This window comes from Caballeronia sp. LjRoot34, assembly GCF_964253815.1.
Lineage (GTDB): Bacteria > Pseudomonadota > Gammaproteobacteria > Burkholderiales > Burkholderiaceae > Caballeronia.
This window is the reverse complement of sequence record NZ_CAXUSB020000004.1, coordinates 586,415-604,746: the sequence shown is the minus strand read 5'-3', so window position 1 is coordinate 604,746 and position 18,332 is coordinate 586,415. Positions and strand designations below refer to the sequence as shown.

General features: G+C 56.8%; 15 protein-coding genes and 3 pseudogenes. 8 read left to right on the top strand and 10 right to left on the bottom strand.

Going from position 1 to position 18,332, the window contains the following annotated elements:
- Positions 1 to 3: 3 nt before the first annotated feature.
- The 4 genes from ACSQ36_RS43330 (at position 4) to ACSQ36_RS43315 (ending at position 5,458) form a co-directional block, all read left to right on the top strand.
- On the top strand, positions 4 to 963 hold the full coding sequence (locus ACSQ36_RS43330; RefSeq protein WP_235442850.1) for an alcohol dehydrogenase catalytic domain-containing protein: 960 nt from the start codon (positions 4 to 6) through the stop codon (positions 961 to 963).
- A gap of 84 nt (positions 964 to 1,047) precedes the next feature.
- Positions 1,048 to 2,469, top strand: a complete 1,422-nt coding sequence (locus tag ACSQ36_RS43325; RefSeq protein ID WP_047847856.1) for an FGGY-family carbohydrate kinase — start codon at positions 1,048 to 1,050, stop codon at positions 2,467 to 2,469.
- A 65-nt stretch (positions 2,470 to 2,534) separates the two neighbouring features.
- The gene (locus ACSQ36_RS43320; RefSeq protein WP_047847855.1) at positions 2,535 to 3,677 is read left to right on the top strand and encodes an ABC transporter ATP-binding protein; all 1,143 of its coding nucleotides are present in this window, start codon (positions 2,535 to 2,537) and stop codon (positions 3,675 to 3,677) included.
- A 62-nt stretch (positions 3,678 to 3,739) separates the two neighbouring features.
- Complete coding sequence (locus ACSQ36_RS43315) at positions 3,740 to 5,458, top strand: dihydroxyacetone kinase family protein (protein ID WP_047847854.1); 1,719 nt, start codon at positions 3,740 to 3,742, stop codon at positions 5,456 to 5,458.
- A 48-nt stretch (positions 5,459 to 5,506) separates the two neighbouring features.
- Here ACSQ36_RS43315 and ACSQ36_RS43310 read toward each other — a convergent pair.
- The 9 genes and pseudogenes from ACSQ36_RS43310 to ACSQ36_RS43270 all read right to left on the bottom strand — a co-directional run.
- Positions 5,507 to 5,746 (bottom strand): annotated as a pseudogene (locus ACSQ36_RS43310) (HAD family hydrolase); the annotation flags it as partial.
- A 15-nt stretch (positions 5,747 to 5,761) separates the two neighbouring features.
- On the bottom strand, positions 5,762 to 6,178 hold the full coding sequence (locus ACSQ36_RS43305; protein ID WP_407639151.1) for an HAD family hydrolase: 417 nt from the start codon (positions 6,176 to 6,178) through the stop codon (positions 5,762 to 5,764).
- A 56-nt stretch (positions 6,179 to 6,234) separates the two neighbouring features.
- The gene (locus ACSQ36_RS43300) at positions 6,235 to 6,552 is read right to left on the bottom strand and encodes a PfkB family carbohydrate kinase (protein ID WP_436186979.1); all 318 of its coding nucleotides are present in this window, start codon (positions 6,550 to 6,552) and stop codon (positions 6,235 to 6,237) included.
- A 119-nt stretch (positions 6,553 to 6,671) separates the two neighbouring features.
- Entirely contained in the window at positions 6,672 to 7,823 is a 1,152-nt protein-coding gene (locus ACSQ36_RS43295) for a porin (protein ID WP_436186978.1), read from the bottom strand.
- 126 nt (positions 7,824 to 7,949) lie between these two features.
- Complete coding sequence (locus ACSQ36_RS43290; protein WP_436186977.1) at positions 7,950 to 8,711, bottom strand: amino acid ABC transporter permease; 762 nt, start codon at positions 8,709 to 8,711, stop codon at positions 7,950 to 7,952.
- Between the two features lie 36 nt (positions 8,712 to 8,747).
- Positions 8,748 to 9,551, bottom strand: coding sequence for an ABC transporter substrate-binding protein (locus ACSQ36_RS43285; protein WP_047847851.1), 804 nt, complete (start codon positions 9,549 to 9,551; stop codon positions 8,748 to 8,750).
- Between the two features lie 25 nt (positions 9,552 to 9,576).
- Positions 9,577 to 10,302 carry an amino acid ABC transporter ATP-binding protein gene (locus ACSQ36_RS43280; protein ID WP_047847904.1) on the bottom strand — a complete coding sequence of 242 codons (726 nt, stop codon included), beginning with the start codon at positions 10,300 to 10,302 and terminating at the stop codon, positions 9,577 to 9,579.
- 97 nt (positions 10,303 to 10,399) lie between these two features.
- The gene (locus ACSQ36_RS43275) at positions 10,400 to 10,813 is read right to left on the bottom strand and encodes a Rid family hydrolase (protein WP_436186976.1); all 414 of its coding nucleotides are present in this window, start codon (positions 10,811 to 10,813) and stop codon (positions 10,400 to 10,402) included.
- A 73-nt stretch (positions 10,814 to 10,886) separates the two neighbouring features.
- A complete protein-coding gene (locus ACSQ36_RS43270) occupies positions 10,887 to 12,173 on the bottom strand; it encodes an NAD(P)/FAD-dependent oxidoreductase (RefSeq protein ID WP_047847849.1) in 1,287 nt (428 codons plus the stop codon).
- Positions 12,174 to 12,351: 178 nt separating this feature from the next.
- Between ACSQ36_RS43270 and ACSQ36_RS43265 the strand changes: the two genes are divergently transcribed.
- Positions 12,352 to 13,323, top strand: coding sequence for an AraC family transcriptional regulator (locus ACSQ36_RS43265; RefSeq protein ID WP_152693133.1), 972 nt, complete (start codon positions 12,352 to 12,354; stop codon positions 13,321 to 13,323).
- 385 nt (positions 13,324 to 13,708) lie between these two features.
- Here ACSQ36_RS43265 and ACSQ36_RS43260 read toward each other — a convergent pair.
- Positions 13,709 to 14,751 (bottom strand): annotated as a pseudogene (locus ACSQ36_RS43260) (IS110 family transposase).
- A gap of 110 nt (positions 14,752 to 14,861) precedes the next feature.
- On the opposite strand from ACSQ36_RS43260, the pseudogene ACSQ36_RS43255 reads away from it, so the two are divergent.
- The 3 genes and pseudogenes from ACSQ36_RS43255 to ACSQ36_RS43245 all read left to right on the top strand — a co-directional run.
- Positions 14,862 to 15,067, top strand: a pseudogene (locus ACSQ36_RS43255) (transposase domain-containing protein); the annotation flags it as partial.
- A 708-nt stretch (positions 15,068 to 15,775) separates the two neighbouring features.
- Positions 15,776 to 16,480, top strand: coding sequence for a FadR/GntR family transcriptional regulator (locus ACSQ36_RS43250; RefSeq protein WP_047847846.1), 705 nt, complete (start codon positions 15,776 to 15,778; stop codon positions 16,478 to 16,480).
- A gap of 504 nt (positions 16,481 to 16,984) precedes the next feature.
- Positions 16,985 to 18,328: an MFS transporter gene (locus ACSQ36_RS43245; RefSeq protein WP_436186975.1), complete on the top strand. Its 1,344-nt coding sequence runs from the start codon at positions 16,985 to 16,987 to the stop codon at positions 18,326 to 18,328.
- Positions 18,329 to 18,332 lie beyond the last annotated feature (4 nt).

Below are 18,332 nucleotides of genomic sequence, written 5' to 3'. Positions count from 1 at the left end.
CACATGATCGACGTCGTCGAGCTCGACGCTCCGACACTAACGCCGGACGAACTCATTGTCAGACCCGTTGCGTGTGGAATTTGCGGAACCGATCTGCACATCTGCCAACATGGATTTCCGGGAACGAATTACCCGGTCACGCCTGGGCACGAATTCGCCGGACACGTGCTGGCGGTCGGACGTAATGTGAACGGTATCAAGGAAGGCGACTTTGTCGCGGTGAACCCCAATGTCTCGTGCGGACATTGCGAATGGTGTAGGGAAAACAAACCGCATCTATGCAATGCGCTCACGCCCATCGGGGTCGGTCGCGCCGGTGCGGCGGCCGAGCAAGTGGCCGTTCCCGGTGGCAACGCGTTTGTCGTGCGGGAGAGCATCGGGCATGGCGTGGCCGCGCTCATCGAGCCTCTTGCTTGCGCGCTGCACGCAGTCGAGTCCGCTCAGGGGATCAAGGACCGGCGCGTGCTGGTGATGGGTGCGGGAACAATGGGCTTGCTCACTACGATCATCGCGAAGCATTTCGGTGCGGCCGATGTGACCGTCGTTGACCCGAACCCTGCGAAGCATGCAATCGCTCTTGAAGTCGGTGCGAACAGGGCCGCATCGCCCGACGAACTACGCGATGAGCGATACGAAGTGATTTTCGAGGCCGCGGGCGCAATGCCGGCGCTGCGCCAAGCGTTAGGTCTTATCCGCAAGACGGGCGTGCTGGTGCAGGTCGGCGTCCATGGTGTTGACGCAAAGGTCGATATCAACCCGTTCACTGTCTACGAACACGAACTGCGCATTATCGGTTCGAACTCGTTGGCGAATCAGTTTGCGGGGGCAGTTGACCTCATGTCCGACATTTCCCAACAGGCCGCGAAACTGATCGGCGATACCTTTTCTGTATGGGACTTCGCCGCGGCTGTAAAGAGCATGGAGTCGGGGCACGCGGTCAAGACGCAGCTTAGCTTCGCCTAAGTCGTCAATGGGGATTTAAATGGCCACGAAGCGATTTACCCGGATGCCATTTACGCAAGGGAAGACGAGAGGCAGAGGCTAGCAATGGATTCCCTTGTATGTGGTATTGATGTTGGGTCGACCAATGTAAAGGTCATCCTCGTTGACAGGTCAGCGCGGTCCGTATGGACCAAGGCGATTCCTGTTCCGCGGAGCATGCAGGGCGGCCTGCCAGCAACGGACGCCTCGGCGCTTGTTGCCACGCTTGAAGGCCTGGTTATCGAAGGGTGGCGTGCTACCGGTGCCGCGACTCCTCTGCGCGCGATCTCGATCACGGGCGTTGGCGAAGATGGGGTTCCTGTATCCGACGATTTGCGGCCGCTTGACCTGGCAATCCCCTGGTTTGACAAGCGTGCCGACAACGAAAGCGAAAGACTGCGCGACTTCGCTGGAGAGTCTTCACGCGCAGGCGTTTCGATCGATTCGTCTCGCACGGCGGCGAAGTGGCTGTGGCTTCGCGAGAATCGCCCTGAGGTCATGCGGGACGCCCGACTGTGGTTGACGCTGACGGACTACGCGGCCGCTTGGTGGAGCCGCACGCCGTTCATCAGTGAAACGCTTGCGACCCGCACCGCTTGTTATGACGTCTTCAGTCGCACGTGGATGCCCGCCATGCTCGGCGCGTGTGGCGCGCCTCCACTGCCTCCCGTTCTCGCCGCCGGCACCGTAGTCGGAACCGTTGCAGCGGGTCCGTTGCTCGAGAGTGGAGCGGCCTCCGGCAATACGCTTATTGTGGCCGGCGGGCATGACCATCCGATCGCCGCCTCTGCGGTACGGCGTTTGAACGGGCAGGCATTGGTGGACTCCCTGGGCACCGCCAATCTCATGTACACGGAGATCGAGAGCGTTGAGCCGCGCACTGATCCCTTCGTGGCGTTTTCCGTACCGGCTTTAGGCACGCCCGGTGTCGCCTGTCTTGGGGTTTATGAGTTTTCGGCTGCACTGGAGCCTTTCCGCGCACGAGACGCAGGCGTCGCATTACGATCATTTCTTGCCGGCGGCCGTTTGCCCGGAAAGCCCAGCGAGGCCGGGGACATTGCCGAGGCATTGAAACGTGGTCTGGTTCCGACAATCAACCCGGTGCCATATGGCGACGCTGTGCAGCTTAGGGCAACGCTTGAATCGGCATGTCTGTACGCCCGCCGGATGCTTGAAGCGATCCGAGACACGGGCTCATCGGCCACGCCCATCTATGCGGTCGGCGGCTGGGCGCGTTCCGATGCGCTCCTGCAACTGCGCGCGAGCGTGTTTGGCGAGGCAGTCGCCTCGGTCGAGGAAAGCGAGCTGACTGCGCTTGGCGCCGCCTTGATCGCCCGCGATGCGATCGAGTCATCAGAGACACGGCTGCCCTTTCAGCGGCACGTTCGGTTTATCCAGCCGCTCGCGGAATGGGAAGAGATCTACGAGCAGTACTACCCGGAGTTCCGGGAGCGGCTTGATCGATTTAAGGAAAAGCGGACCGCCTAGCGGCCAGCGTGCCGGTTCCAGACGGACTGGCAAAGAGCTGGCAACACCCTATTGAGGAGACAAACGTGGCTGTTGTTGAAATTCGAAATCTCAAGAAGACATTCAGTGGCGTGGACGCCGTTGAATCGCTCAATCTCACGACCGAGGACGGTGAGTTCATCGTGATCGTCGGTCCTTCCGGCTGCGGAAAATCCACGACGATGCGGATGATCGCCGGACTTGAAGAGGCAACCGATGGTTCGATACTCATCGACGGCCAGGATGTGACGAACCTGTCGCCAACTGATCGGGACGTCGCCATGGTTTTCCAGAACTATGCGCTGTATCCGCATCTGAGCGTGTACGAAAACATGGCGTTTTGCCTGCAGGTGCGCAACTGGCCCAAGGCGCGCATTGACGAGCGCGTGCGTACCGTTGCCGAATCACTGTCACTGACGCCGCTTTTGCAGCGCAAACCGGCAGCGCTTTCCGGCGGACAGCGGCAGCGCGTTGCGCTTGGGCGAGCAATTGTCCGCGAACCGCGCATCTTCATCATGGATGAGCCGCTGTCGAACCTCGACGCGAAGCTGCGCGTGGACATGCGCGGCGAAATCACGAAGCTGTGCCGGCGACTCAAGGTCACAACTTTTTACGTGACACACGATCAGTTGGAAGCGCTCACCATGGGGCATCGAATCATTGTGATGCGCGATGGCGTCGCCCAGCAGATCGACACGCCTCAGCGTATCTATGACGAGCCCATTAATCGATTTGTCGCTGGTTTTATCGGAAGCCCGTCGATGAACTTCCTCGAAGCAACGATAGATGGCGACGGCGAGATGATGCGAGGAGCGGGTTTCCAGCTGCGCGGGTCTAACCGTATGGCCCGGGCGCTCAAGGAGTTGTCGAACCGGAAAGTCATCGCCGGCGTTCGTCCCGAGCATCTCTTTCCGGCAGCGGACGGCGACGGTCTCACGGATTCCGCAAGTGGCTGGATGCAGGGACGTATCGAGCTGGTCGAGCCGCTGGGTTCTCAGGTCATGGTCCAGGTGACGGTCGGGAATTGTTTGGTCGTTGCTCAGTTCGAGCGGCAGCCCGGACTGGAAATTGGCAAGACGATCACGTTGCAACACAAGCCTGACGCGCCCCACGCGTTCGATGTCGCAACAGAGCGTTCGGTGCTCGCGGCCGCGGTCGTCGAGTCTCGTGCTGCGCTTGTCAGTGCGTAAGTGCATCAGTACGCATCGCAAACTCAGCGCCAATCGATCCGAAACTGTCACTGCCTCCAGCCATGAAAAAACTTCTCAACGACCCGTCGAATGTTGTCCGCGAAATGCTGGAAGGGCTTGCCCGCCTGGACCCGCACGTCGCTATTCTCGGGGATGAAAACGTTCTTGTCCGACGGGGAGTGCCGGCGCCCCCGCAACGCCCCGTAGCCATCATCTCCGGCGGGGGCAGCGGGCATGAACCGGCGCATGGGGGTTATGTCGGCGCCGGCATGCTCAGTGCCGCCGTCTGCGGTGAAGTGTTCACCTCTCCGTCCACCGACGCCGTTCTCGAAGCGATCCGCGCAACGTCTGGTCCGAACGGTGCGTTGTTGATTGTGAAGAATTACACGGGAGACCGGCTCAATTTCGGACTTGCAGCGGAGCTTGCCAGAGCAGAGGGAATTCCGGTCGAAATAGTGACCGTGGCCGATGACGTGTCACTTCGCGCCCAATCCCAGCGCAATCAGCGCCGTGGCATCGCGGGTACGGTACTGGTGCACAAGATTGCAGGCGCTATGGCCGCGCGTGGCGTTTCACTGGCTCAAGTAGCCGCAACTGCCCGCGAAGCTTGTGCCGATCTCGGGACGATGGGCGTTGCGCTCGACGGATGCACGCTACCGGGTGCCGACAAGGCCGGCTTCAGCTTGGCGGACAACGAGATCGAGCTCGGACTTGGAATTCACGGCGAGAAAGGCGTGGAGCGCAGGGCCCCAATGCCCGCAAACCATCTGACCGAGACGCTGCTTTCAAACATCATCGAAGATCTGCAAGTAAAGAGCGGCGAGCGTGTCGTGCTGCTGGTGAACGGACTTGGCGCCACGCCCGATATGGAACTGGCCGTTGTGCTTCGCGCCGCGTTCGACAATCTCACCCACCGCAATGTGACGGTCGAGCGAGCGTGGTGCGGCACGCTGCTCTCGGCCCTCAATATGCCCGGTTGCTCCATCTCCGTGCTGCGCGTCGACGATGAACGGCTGGCGTTGCTGGATTTGGAAACCGAGGCTCGTTCATGGCCCAGTGGCGGGAAGGTGAATCAAAGCATACGGATTCCGATCGCGGTCACATCGAACCTCACGTCCGAGCCCAACAGCACGGTCACCCATGAAAACGATGCCGGCTGGGCGCAGAGATTGAAGCCCGCGCTGGACGCGGTTGCGCACGCGCTGATCGCCAATGAAGCGATCCTGACGGATCTCGACTCGAAGGCCGGCGACGGTGATCTCGGAGCAAGCATGAAGCGCGCAGCGGATGCGATCGTGGCTGTCCCAACGACCGCTTTGACGACTCCGAGCGGTGCACTTGCAACACTGGGCACTGCTTTGCGAAGGGCAATCGCTGGAAGCTCTGGGCCGTTCTACGCTACTGCGCTGGTGCGCGCTTCGCGCAGCTTGGCGAATGCAGCTGAACCGACCGCTCAGGATTGGGCCGCTGCATTCAGGAGCAGCGCCGACGCTATCAGTGAACTGGGCGGAGCGAAGGCAGGAGATCGCACCATGCTTGATGCCCTGGTGCCAGCTATCGAGGCTTTCGATGGGGGTTTAAAGCGTGGCCTGAATGCCGCTGAAGCGTGGGCGGCCGCAGTGAGCGCGGCGGAGTCCGGCGCGCAGGATACGGCGCACATGTCACCGCGCGCCGGGCGGGCCAGCTATCTTGGTGCCCGCGCGCTCGGTTCGCCGGATGGTGGCGCGGTCGCCATTGCCTGCTGGCTGCGTGCGCTACAACCTCACATCACCTCACGTTGAGCTGGTTGTCCGGAAGGCACGATAGGGTTGGTTTTCCCCGCCCGACTGTCACACCATCCTCGTTCCGGTCAACAGGCGCTTAAGCATCCGCATATCCCCAAACACGTCCTTCGCGCCTGCTGCGAGCAGTCTGCCGCATTGACCTAGTTCGCGGTGCGACGGACTGTACGCGTACACCGTCGCGCCCGCAGACACTCCTGCCAATACCCCGGAAGGAGAATCTTCCACGATTGCACACCGTCTTATATCGACACCCAACAACGATGCGGCCTCAAGGTACACGTCCGGCCACGGTTTATTTGTTTATTTCGTCGCGAGTGTTGTCCACTGTAGATGTGGCCACCGAACCAGCCAGTCAGTCAGTCCAACCTTGTCAAGTTGTAGTGTGATCTTGGATCGGCTCGAGGCAGAAACCACTGCAAGTCGAACTGAGTGCCACGCCAGATGCTTCACGGTTTCACCGGCAAAAGGCGTGGCAGCAACCTCTCGCGATAACGCCTGATCGCGTCTGTCGCGGTAATCGAGATACCAGGCCTCGATATCCACGACTGCTGTCCTCGATCGAATGAGATCGAACCGACTTTTCACCGATTGTCCAAAGAAGAGCTCCGAGAACTCGTGGGCGGATATTTTCCACCCAGCCGCGTGCAACATGTCCGAGAGGACGCGGAACGTAATCGGTTCCGACTCAACCAATGTTCCATCACAATCGAATAACACCGCGTCGAACGGAACTGCTCCGTTGGCAGGGGTCAATGGACTAAAAGGCGGCTCGCTCACGCTGCGACTGCCATTGTTCGAGGCGTCGACACGAAAACTGCAGCCTGCCTTTTCGCGATGGCGACCGCCTGGCCGAGCTGCGCCCCGCTTGCCCACTGTGCAACCAGATGTCCGATGAAAGTATCCCCCGCCCCATGCGATGAGATGACGTCAACTCTCTCGCCCGCAACTGTTCCATAGTCAGCCGCGTGATCCTTCCACGCCGCGCCATGCGGGCCGGCGGTCACAACGACCGAGTATCCGAATTGCTCGCCGAGCTTTCTGCATCCGTTCCAGGCAGACGCGAGGTCCTCGACCGGGTCGGCGCCCATCATGCCGGCTAACATGGGTTTGTGTGAAGACTGTGCTTTTTTTGCCCGAGTGGCCTGCAATCCCATTCGGCAACGAGGAAGGGGAAATGCTTTCAAGCCGCTGGCGAAACGCAAGCGAGCTGTCAGAATTTCACGCGAATACCCGCGTGAACAAGGACTTGGTTGCTGGTGGCCGACACGCCCGCTGCCCCGAGTAGGAGCGCGCCCTGCATCCCACCTGCGCCAGTGTGATCGCCCCCCAAGCGCTGCCAAACTGCCATCGCGTACAAGTCCGAACGTTTGGAAAGGAAGTAATCCGCCATGAGTCCCGCTTGATTCCAATGCGTGTGCTGTTCACCCGCGGACTCCGTGTGTTCGCCTTTCGTGTAGGTGTACATGCCGCCCACCAGAAGGTTGGGCTTCACGAAAAACCGAACACTTGTCTCAAAATTTTGGAACGACATTTTCGAGCCGTTGTATTCGATGCCCGTGAGATTATTCATCCCTGGACCGTAGAATACGGAGTTGGTATAGCTGAGGCCGATTACGCCTTTCCCGACCTTATAGTTGACGCCACCGCCCCAGATCTGCTGCCCTTGTGCGGAAATAACCGCATCTGTCGTACTGATTGCTCCCGCAGCGGTTTGCCCTGATCGGTTTGCGCGGAGATAGGCTGCGCCCACGAGGATTGGTCCTCGGTCATAACGCGCGCCGACGCTCCAGGCGCGGTTATTAGAGAAGTCAGTGTCATTGCCGGAAGCAAACATTGTTCCACCAGTGAAACCATAGACATTCGGGCTCAGATATTTCAGTGAGTTACTTACACGAAACGAATTATCGGTGTTGTCGTTATCGTACGGATGCGAAAATGGGGCACCCGCCCACCCACCGTTTGCAGTAAGTGGACCGAGGAAATCCACGACCGAATCATATTGTCGTCCCATCGACACCGTGCCGAACTTCGCGGATGTCAATCCAACGCGAGCCTGCCGCCCAAACTCGCGGCCTCCTTGTGATAAGCGGCCGCTATTTATATCGCAGCCATTTTCTAGAACGAAATTCGCGGCCCAGCCATCGCCGAGTTCTTCAATGCCCTTCAGGCCCCAGCGCCCGCTTTGCGCGAAACCTTGATCGGTACGCCAGACCGAATGACCTTTGACGTTATTCGTGTAGGTGATGCCGTCGTCGACGAGGCCAGAAAGTACGACACTGCTTTGAGCCGACGCAAGTTGACAAACCAAAGACGCAACAATCCCCGCCGCGATCTTGACGCCTGGAATACTTGGTATCGACATACCATTCCGGGGCGTATCTTTAATTTTGTAGTCCTAAATTGTTGAGATTTGTCATGCTGGAACGTACTAGAGCTCACTCAACGAGATTTAACGATCACCTCTCCCGATACGTTCGAGTTCACCCGGTTAAGCGACCGACTTTTCCACAACACCACCATTTTCATCGACAGCAACGGCAGGTTTCTTTTTGCGAAGGGAGATCAAAGGACCTCTCCTGTCGATGTAATTAATAGCGTGCGTGAGCGGAACCGTTATGACGAGATAAACCAAGCCGGATGTTACCAGTGGCGTTAGATTCGCAGAGTTAACCGAAATGTTTTGACCAATGGTGAAAAGATCGCGTTGCGACGTCAACAGGCCCAAGAAATAAACGAGGCTCGAGTCTTTGATTATTGAAACGAATTGGTTCGCAAGGGCAGGCAGGACTCGTCGAACGCCCTGCGGAACGATCACGTAGCGCATGCTGGTCCAGTAATTCATCCCCAGCGCGCGGCAGGCGTTCAATTGCCCTGGCCCGATGCTCTGGATCCCAGCACGGAAAATTTCCGAGATATAAGCAGATGCGATCAATGCCAAAGCGACGATGGCAAGCGGGTAAGGATTTGGGCCAAAAAGCGATAGTCCGACCGGCGCGAGTCCTTGCCCAACGATCAAGATTATCAGTGCCGCGGGAAGACCACGGAATATGTCGACATACAGCAACGCCGGGATCGTCAACCATCGTTTCCGAGACACTGCAAAAAGCGCCAAAACCATTCCGACGATAATCCCTAACACCGTCGACACCATGGACAGGACAAGGGTGTTTAGCAAGCCGGTCTTGAGTAGCGCCGGGAACGTCTCGATTAGCAGGGACCAATCGAGAAAGTTGTTCAGGAGTGCATCCATCGTTCAGGATATCCAGAGGTTATCAATTGTCAAGCGTCACTTAAGACCAGGCGGAAGGGCCTTGGAAATCGGGTAATTCGGAAAATATTCTTCGTAAAGCTTGGCCCATGTTCCATCAGCGACCACTGCCCGCAATGCAGCGTTGAACTTAGTTTTAAACGCATCGTTTCCTTTGTGCATTGGAAAGCCAGCAATCAAGGTCGTTGCGGTCAGATCGATCACGCTAATCAAGCCAATTTTTGGATATTTCTTTGCCAAGGCATCCTGTTGCGACTTGTCGATAAGATAGCCATCGATGAACCGCGATTGCAGCGAGAGAAATCCCGCGTTGACGTTAGGAAAGCGCACGATCTGTGCACCTGCGATAAAGGTGTCGGCCGACGTATCCTCGATCGTGCCTTGAACTACGCCAATTCGCTTTCCTTTGAGAGAGTTCGGGTTTGATGTGACTGGACTATGGGGCAACGCGGCGAGACTCAAAATGCCCAATAAGTACCCGTCGCTGAAATCTACAATCTTGGATCTCGCATCCGTAATGCCGATACATCCCGCTGCCACATCCACCTGGCGATTTGCGACGCTAGGCAATAATCCACTGAAGTCCTGGATACGAAAATCAACATCAAGGTTCATTTTTTCCGCCACACTGCGCAGAACTTCGACATCGAATCCAGTTAGCTTTCCATCCTCGACATACGTGTACGGTTTATTGTTGGCATCCACGCCGACCAGGAGGTTACCCGGCGTCAGCGTTCCGTCCGATTGGCCCTGTGCGTTCGCAATGGATGCTGCGACCAATGGCAGCAATAAGATTGCTTTAAGTAGGGTTGGTAATTTCATGTTTTTCCTTCCTAGCCTGAAAGCTCTAGTGAGCGAGTTGTGACAAAAATTTCCTTGCCCGATCTGTTTTGGAATGGGAAAAAAACGCTTCCGTCGCGCCATCCTCGAGGATGCACCCTTGGTCCATGAACAGCACCCTCGATGCGACTTTCCGCGCGAAGGCCATCTCATGTGTCACGCAGATCATCGTCATCCCTCGCCGCGCCAGTTCGGTCATCACGTCCAACACTTCGTTGACCATTTCAGGATCCAAGGCAGACGTCGGTTCGTCAAACAACATCACAACCGGATCCATCGCGAGCGCGCGGGCAATGGCGACGCGTTGTTGCTGCCCACCAGAGAGCTGGGACGGTTGCTTCATCGCCACTTGCGACAGACCTACACGGCGCAGCAGTGTATTTGCCCGCTCTCGCGCATCGGAGCGAGAGCGCTTGAGAACCTTCACCTGCGGAAGCAGGATGTTTTCCTCCACGGTCAAGTGGGGAAACAGCTCGAAATGTTGGAAAACCATCCCTACCTTCGAACGCAACGCGTTCAAGTCAGTCTTGGGATCGGCCAGGTCACATCCCGCCGCGATGATTCGTCCCGACTGAATAGACTCCAAGCCATTCAATGTCTTTATTAAAGTGGATTTTCCGGAACCAGACGGCCCGCAAACCACTACAACCTCCCCCTCTGAGATGGTCGCCGAGCATCCCGAGAGTACTCGCTGCGTTCCATACCACTTAGATACATCGTTTATTGAAATCATGCTCTTTACACTATGCCCCGGGTTACTCATCGCTACATCTTGAACCGACGCACTCGCGCGTCGCCGCGCCGCAGCAGGACATCTCTCCCGCTAAAGTTTATGCGCGCTTCATTAGCGCGGTAACTTCCATTTCAATCAGGAGACTTGATTCCGCGAGCGGCGCACAAACTGCGGTAACGGCAGGCTCAATGGAGGAAAAAAATTCGGCGATGAGATCGAGCGCTTTTGGAAATTCGTCTGGACGCGGGCAATAAATCACGGCACGGACAATGTCCTCCGGCGCCGCGCCAACGCTTTGCAGCGCGGCCTTGATATTCAGGATCATCTGCCGCGTTTGATCTACGATGCCTTCATCAATGCGGTTTTCGTCGTAACGGAAACCGGAAGTGTTCGATACAAACACCCATTCGCCGTCTTTGATGGCTCGCGAGTATTTAACCCATTTCTCGGTCTTCGATTGGGTTCGTACGTAAACACGGCCGTTGCGGCCGACAGTGGTGGTTATTTCCATGTTTTCGATAGTCTCATTAAAAAGGTGTGCTAATCGCTCGGCGACGCTGACGTCCCGCTGGCGTCGGATTTCCTCATCGTTGATATCGAGAAAATTGAAATGGAGCCGGATCCACGCGAGGGGATCTTCCCGTGATCAAGTCGGCCATGAGTCGGCCTGCACCTGGTGCCAATCCGAAGCCGTGGCCGGAAAAACCACTGGCGATGTGAAGACCTAGCGTTTTTCCAAGCGTGCTGATAACCGGAATTTGCTCCGGCGTCACGTCGATACAGCCGGCCCAGGCCTGCGCTACCCGCGCTTGTCGAAGAAACGGAAAGTAGGCGGCCACTTCGTCAAGTACCGCGTCTTGGCAAAACCATGGCGTGGGATCGAGGGTCCGTCCACCCGCGAGGCGATCCAAGATGCCGGCCTTGCCAAAAGTGTGTTTCAGCTCGCGATAAAAGCGCTTTCCCACATGGATACCCATATTGGGTGTACGTAGGGCGCTGCGGAATCTCCAACCGTACCGAAATGAGTTCGGCACGAGCTCGGCACGCGAACGAAAGCTTCCAACGGTATATCCGCCGTCGAGCCGCCTGCGGACCGCGAAATCACCGGTGCCAAATGAGACGTCGGGTCCGTCGTTGATGGCGGTGGTGCGAAAGGCGGTAGCCAGAACATCCAGATGCGGCAGCGGAATATTCAAGCTCTCGCACAATGCACCGCTCCACGCGCCCGCAGCAATCACCGCCGTCGATGTGGCGATTGTGCCCCGTTCAGTGACAACACTGCTAACTTTTCCCCCAGACTTCTCTATGGCAGTCACTGCACAATCTTGAAAAATGAGTGCGCCTCGATCCCGCGCCGCTTCGGCGATTGCGGGCGCGGCAAGCTGCGGCTCGGCGCGTCCATCGAAAGGGCTGAATATGCTGTAGGTTGCGGGAAATGAGCTGCCACCAAAACGAGCGCCCATTGCCTCCTTTGTTAACTCCTCGACGCGGAAACCGGTATTGCGCAAGTTGAGCAACCAATCTTGGCGTTGCGTGGCCTGAGCGTCCGTGCGATCCGAGAACACGATCCCGCACTTCACATAGCCCGTGGCGCGACCTAACCGGCGATCCATATCTGCCCAAAGGCCAATCGAGTCGATCATGAGAGGAATCTCGGCGGGTGCACGGTTTGTGAGCCGCACCCATCCCAAGTTTCGGCTGGACTGCTCTTCGTTTATATTGCCTTTCTCACAGAGCACTACCCGAACGCCACGCTCCGCAAGTTCCAGCGCAATACATGCCCCGACAATACCGCCGCCGATGACGACCACATCTGCCGATTTAGGCAATTCGCGATCGGAACGTACGGGTGTGGTGGACGGACCGGTCAAAGTCAATTCTCCTGCATCTTAAATTGGCGCCTAAAAGCGACGCATTGTTGTTGGGGACACTTTCTCGTGGCGGCCGCCAAAGGTTTCGAGTGGCATCCGGCAGCTTCATTCGCCTTTTCGCTGTTCAATTTGGTGGTACGCTGCAGTGGGATGGATCGTAGCCGGGATTTTTTGTTTCTTGCACACTCTTGAGTACGCATTTCTTGCTATTTCGTACAACATTATGTCCGACGCATTTTCAGATCTTGTCGACTTGGCCGAGGCGCGCTGCAGCATCAGCGGTGCCGTACTTGCATCCGGACAATGGGCCGCACGCCTGCCATCCCCAAAATCTCTGAAGCTCTTCGTGATGAAGTCCCGTTGTTATTTCGCATTGGAGGGGGGCCTTCCGATTTTTGCGGATCGGGGAGATTTCTTCCTGGTGCGACGCGGAAATGCGTACACCATGTCAAGTGCGATTGATGCGCCTTTAGGCGGCGAAGTCACCTTTCACCAGGATGCGCAAATGACAAGCGACGCATACCATTCGTCGGCTTGCGTGGCGTTGGCATGTTTTGTTTCCCTCGAAGAAAGTGCAGGGAACATGTTAATGAACGTACTGCCAAACTATTTTGTTATCAGAGCCCGTCACGACAGTCAATCTACATTGCATTTACTTTACGACGAACTTGTCAATGAGGTCCGGGCTAACGACATCGGCGCTAAGTCGACCGTAGATAAGTTGACACAAATCATCTTTCTCCGAGTGCTTCGAGCCTACCGAGAGACGGCCTCGGAGAGTGCTGGTGCGCTCGGCGGACGCTGGCCACTCGCGACCCAAGATCAACGGATTTCTAAATCACTGCGGCTTATGAATGATCGTCCCGAGCATCCATGGACACTTCAAGAATTTGCCGATGCTTGCAATATGTCTCGCACCAGCTATGCAAGCCGATTTCGCACGAGCGTGGGCGTTACCCCACAGGCATATTTGCGCGATTTGCGGATGCGGCGCGCCGTTGTGTACTTAACGCAAAGTGCCCGATCCGTCGCTAACATCGGCAACGAATTGGGTTATGCATCGGAAAGTGCCTTCAGCACAGCGTTCAAAAAGGCAATGAAGTTGTCGCCCGCACATTACAGAGCGAATTTCCGTCGCGAGCAATCTTGACGGAGTGGAGTGGCTTGGTAAACGAGCGGATACAGTCTCTGTCTTAAAAGAACGGTAGCCCACCCGACTGCGTTGATCTTTACTAGCTCCTGATATGACTTCCGTAGTCAAGAACCGCGGGTCGCGTTGTCTTAGTGCATCACTGTGTTTTTGAATCTCCTCAAGGCGGCGCAGCCTGTAACTTCGACGGTGGATCCTTCTGATATTCGTGGGTTGGCTAGCACATTACAGGGCTCCGTCTGGCGAACCTTCCGCGCTCTATGACTGGGAGTCAGCATCAGATGTCATCTCGTAGGATCTTCGCGGGTTGTTCGCCGACCGCGCCGCACCGCCTTCAGAAGACTCTTGATCCTCCCTCGCGTGACTGAGGCCTGAGCCGATGGTTTTACGTGGCCTGCACGGTTGCGGTGATGGGCGTCATCTGTGCGAGGTCCCAGACGAAACCCGCCAGCTCACGGGCGACGGCTGCCAGAGCAACGTTGGGGGGGTGCCGCGTGAGTAAGTCTGCGGTAGCGCTTGCACAGGTGCAGTTGATCATCCCAGGCACGGTCCATGATGGGCTTGGGTAGCGCTTCGTGTCGCTTCTGGATCGCTTGGCTGATCTTGGCCGGGTGACGGTAAGACCACGCTACTTTGACCAGCAAACGGCGCGCATTGCTGTTAGGGTCAATTCTGCGTGGACATCGACACCGAGTTCGGCCAGCAGGCCGATCGCCGTGGTGAACTGGATGCCACGTAGTGCCTGCAGAGTCTTCACACATGGAAGAAACGCCACTGTGGTGCCACTTCGCGCAGGGCTGCCTCCAGCCGTTCGCATTGGGTCAGTCGGTACTCGATCGTGCGGCGGTGCTCCTCGAATGCGAGTTGCTGCCACGGTGAATCAAATGGATAGCCACTGTCTAGCGTCGGTGTCCCGGGCCCCAGTCAGCGCGGCCGGAGTAACGCACGTCGGGAATCAGCAGGAATGTCTTCAGACGCTGCCGTGCCTGCTTCAGATCCTATTTGGCCGCGCCCCAGGCACGCACCAGATCACGGAACGCCTCGTCCTCGACCGTCGGCACGTGCGCAGGCGAGAGATCCCCCGGCACGCAGCGATCGCACCTGCTTGGCCGCATCGCGGCAATCAGTTTTCACTCGCTCGCCAAGCGTCCTGGGAATCAGTGACGGCGCGCAGACCATGCAAGTATGACCTTTGTCCGTCAGTTGGCGGTGCAGTCCGAACCCACACGATCCGGCCTCATAGCCAAACGCCACGTGGGACCCCTTGGACTGCATGCGCTTACAAAGCCGGTGGTGCGCGACAACTAGGAAGTCCGCTCGTGTTGCCTCACGAGGGAATGTTACCCGAGGAGTAGTTGTCGTTTTGCCTTCTTCATCTCGTTTATGATCTTGTGGGCGCGGAGCGCCGTAAGCGGCCAGTGATGGCATCTTGCATCGACGTAGCAGCCTTGGGAGCATCGTGTCCGGTTCACCTGACGCCGGCCCGCGCGAGCTGAACCCGAAGCCCGTTTCCTTTTCAGTGCACATAATTGCATTGTCGCCGCAACTATCTGTTTGCTGGCGCTGACTCGGACGGCGAACGCGCTGCCGCGATCTACAGCTTCATCGGCACGGCCAAACTTAACGATGTCGATCCCGAGGCGTATCTGCGCTTCGGGCTTGCGCGCATCGCCGACCACGCGATCACCGCGTTGACCAACTCATGGCATGGGTCGTCGTGGATCGGCTTCGTGCAAACGCCTGAAGATCTCGGGCGCCTGTTGAGACGGGACTCGCGCAGCGCTTTCGATTGGCGTGGCCGGCACCGCCACTCTGCGCACGTGGCGGCAACAGCCTCGTGAGGGTGCATGGCATATCGGGCGCAAGCCTTCGTTAAGCGGACGCGATACTCCCGAGACGGTCAATGCAACTCAGGACGGGTTGTCGGGACGCTCGCGCTTGAAGTGACACACGCCACTTATCGCTGATCAGGGGTGGTGCAACGCGAGGACCCACTTGCGCGCCTTTCCAGCGGGTTTGTCGGTGAGTACCACGCAAACTCGCGCTAATTGATCGTGCTTGAGGTATGGCACAAGTATGTCGAGATCAACACCCGGCAGCCGGACAGCCGCCGCCCTCATGGCGCTGCATCCACAGACGCACTTCCCTGATGCTGCGGTAGTCGTTGCGACGTTGTCCTATCCCTGTCTCGAGGATCCCGAGATTGGGTTTGATTCGCTGTGATATCAAATATCACTGAAATTGATAATGGGCATTGTGCGTTTGGAGACAAGTCGTGGAACTTAAGGTGGGATAAGGCTTGGACAGAAGATTCCTCGTGCGGATAGTTGCTTAAAAGATCTCCATACGTTCCCGTCAGACGCTCTTGTAAAGGGTTTGTCCGAATGCTTCGACAACCGCGAATTTGTACTATAACAATATGACTTACCAACGCACGCTCTCTGAAACTTTCATGTTAGAAAAATTACCAATCGTGGCACTTAGCGACACCGTTGCGCAGAAGTTGCTCGCCGAGATCGCCGATGGAGCCTTTAAGCGAGGCAGTAAACTGCCGACGGAGGCCGTCTTGGCGCAGGAGTTCGGCGTTAGCCGTACGGTGATTCGCGAAGCGATTTCCCGACTGAAAAACGAGGGTGTTGTGGAGCCACGGCAAGGTAGCGGGATCTATATATCAGTGCATGGGGCGATCCGTCCTTTGCGAATCGACTACGCTGAGGCGACGGAGGGCGGCTCCATTTTCCAGTTACTTGCGCTGCGACGCGCAATAGAGGCCGAAGCGGCGTCTGAGGCAGCGACGCACCGTACTGACGCCCAAATGCTGGAAATTGATTCTGCTCTGACCAAGATTGACGACGCGGTCGCAGAGGGACGCGATGGGGTCGCCGAAGATGTCGGGTTTCACCATTCCATCGCAGTTGTTGCGGGCAATCCCTATTTTATCAAAACACTGACATTTCTAAATCAGTACTTCGAGGCCGGCGTTATTGTGACGCGTCACAATGAAGCGATGAGCGAGCGGTTTTCACGGCAAGTCCGTGAAGAGCATATGGCTATCGCCGCGACTATTCGTTCGGGCGATCCAATGGCCGCACGCACTGCTGTTCAAACGCACCTATACAACGCTGCTCGCAGACTCGCTGAGGCTGGAATCCGCTAACGGCCCAGGAAAGCCAGCGCAACGCGTAGAACCCACCAACACGATCGACTGGTAAATCTGCAGGATAACTTAGACCGAGAAAAACGATCTCCAAGTTCAACTTCAAGAAGTGTTTTTTGGGCTCCCATCAGCCTGGTCAAACTTAGAAGCATCGCTGGCGATACCAGGCGATGGTACAAAATCTGACACATAGAGGGTGGCCCCAGCATCATCGAGGTGGTCCGTTCTTCGAAAGCCGGCAGTAGGCAAATTGGCCGGCTAAACAGGTAGTATTTGCTATGTAAAGTAGTCCTATGTTTTGATAAAAAAGGTGTGTATTTCCAATATCCGATCGTTAGATCGCCGCGTAGCGATTGTTTAGGAGATAACCTTTCTCCGTCATTGGGGGCTTCCAATTTCTGGACAGACACGTTTTATCTGGTTTTGCAGCCAAGAGGGTCAGCATCGCGCGGCTTGCTTGGATCTAATTTTAAGCGTTACGAATAAACGGTTTCAGGTGAAATAATGAGTGAATTAAATTTGGGAATATTGACGGACGATCGGATTGCTGCAAGTAGTCTCCGCAGAAAACAGGTGACCTTTGTCATTCTTGCATTGGTAATGACTGTTATAAATTACCTTGATCGAAGTACGATCAGTATTGCTGCTGTTCATATGCGGTCTGACCTTGGCCTCACGGCAGTGCAACTGGGCGCCCTTCTCTCAGCCTGGTCGTTCAGTTATGCCTTGTGCAACATGCCGGCAGGTTACCTCGTTGATCGGCTTGGCGCTCGATACCTTATGACGTGCGCCATCATGGTGTGGTCGTGCGCACAGTTGGCCGGTGGTCTTGTCCGTGGCTACCTTCCAATGCTAGCCACTCGCATTGTCCTTGGCGTCGCTGAATCACCAACCGCGCCCACGAACGCCAAGATGGTTTCAACATGGATTCCGATCCGCAGGCGCGGCTTGGCTACTGCGGTATACACGTCCTCCACCTCACTCGGCCCTTTTCTTGCCCCGCTTCTACTGACTGGCGCGATGTTACATCTCGGCTGGCGGAACATGTTTCTGTGCATGGGTGTCGCTGGAATCGTTTTTTCCATTGTCTATTTCGTCATGTATCGAGATTTGAGTCGCGCAAAGCTCTCGGACGGCGAGCGACGGCTCCTTTCGGATGGCGAAGGCGGATCAGTAAAAGGGGCGGCTCACGTACCCGTTACGTTTGCGCGTTGGAAAGCGCTCTTCCACTTCAGGACGACATGGGGACTCATGATTGGTGCCTTCAGCCTCGGCTGGGTGGGCTTGATGTTCTCGGGCTGGCTGCCGCTTTATCTTGAACTAGAGTTTCATGTCAGTATTGCCAAGACAGGGGTGCTTGCTGCGATTCCGTTTCTGGGTGGAATCTTCGGTGCTTTCATCGGTGGAATCGGTTCCGATTGGCTCGAACGTCGGGGGATCGGGCGTGTTAATTGCCGTAAAGCACCGATTCTTGTAGGCGTTTGCGGTGCAGGAGCGGCTACCGCGGTCGTAGGCTTTTCGAACGCTCCGGCACTGGCTATCGCAGCGAGCTTCTGTGCCCTCTTTTTCATGCAGATGGCAGGAACCGCTCAATGGGCCGCTGTGACGATTTTCTTCCCGAAGAGTCTGGTGGGATCTGCGATTACTACTTCGACATTCGCAGCGTTCCTCGGCGCAACCCTTTCGCCACTGGTCACCGGTCTGTCGATCGACATTACAGGATCATTTCGGTCCGCGCTATTTTTGAGTGCGTTCATCTGCATGCTTGCGGGCCTCAGTCTTTTTCTTCTCGTCAAGAACGTTGTAGGAGAAACAGCCATCAGTGAAGTTCAAGAAAATAACGTGTGAGAGC

Bases quoted from the DNA above. Each gene is read 5' to 3' on its own strand.
- ACSQ36_RS43315 (WP_047847854.1), top strand. From the start codon at position 3,740: ATGAAAAAACTTCTCAACGACCCGTCGAATGTTGTCCGCGAAATGCTG.
- ACSQ36_RS43325 (WP_047847856.1), top strand. From the start codon at position 1,048: ATGGATTCCCTTGTATGTGGTATTGATGTTGGGTCGACCAATGTAAAG.
- ACSQ36_RS43280 (WP_047847904.1), bottom strand. From the start codon at position 10,302: ATGATTTCAATAAACGATGTATCTAAGTGGTATGGAACGCAGCGAGTA.
- ACSQ36_RS43295 (WP_436186978.1), bottom strand. From the start codon at position 7,823: ATGTCGATACCAAGTATTCCAGGCGTCAAGATCGCGGCGGGGATTGTT.
- ACSQ36_RS43330 (WP_235442850.1), top strand. From the start codon at position 4: ATGATCGACGTCGTCGAGCTCGACGCTCCGACACTAACGCCGGACGAA.
- ACSQ36_RS43245 (WP_436186975.1), top strand. From the start codon at position 16,985: ATGAGTGAATTAAATTTGGGAATATTGACGGACGATCGGATTGCTGCA.
- ACSQ36_RS43250 (WP_047847846.1), top strand. From the start codon at position 15,776: ATGTTAGAAAAATTACCAATCGTGGCACTTAGCGACACCGTTGCGCAG.
- ACSQ36_RS43290 (WP_436186977.1), bottom strand. From the start codon at position 8,711: ATGGATGCACTCCTGAACAACTTTCTCGATTGGTCCCTGCTAATCGAG.
- ACSQ36_RS43285 (WP_047847851.1), bottom strand. From the start codon at position 9,551: ATGAAATTACCAACCCTACTTAAAGCAATCTTATTGCTGCCATTGGTC.
- ACSQ36_RS43300 (WP_436186979.1), bottom strand. From the start codon at position 6,552: ATGATGGGCGCCGACCCGGTCGAGGACCTCGCGTCTGCCTGGAACGGA.
- ACSQ36_RS43275 (WP_436186976.1), bottom strand. From the start codon at position 10,813: ATGGAAATAACCACCACTGTCGGCCGCAACGGCCGTGTTTACGTACGA.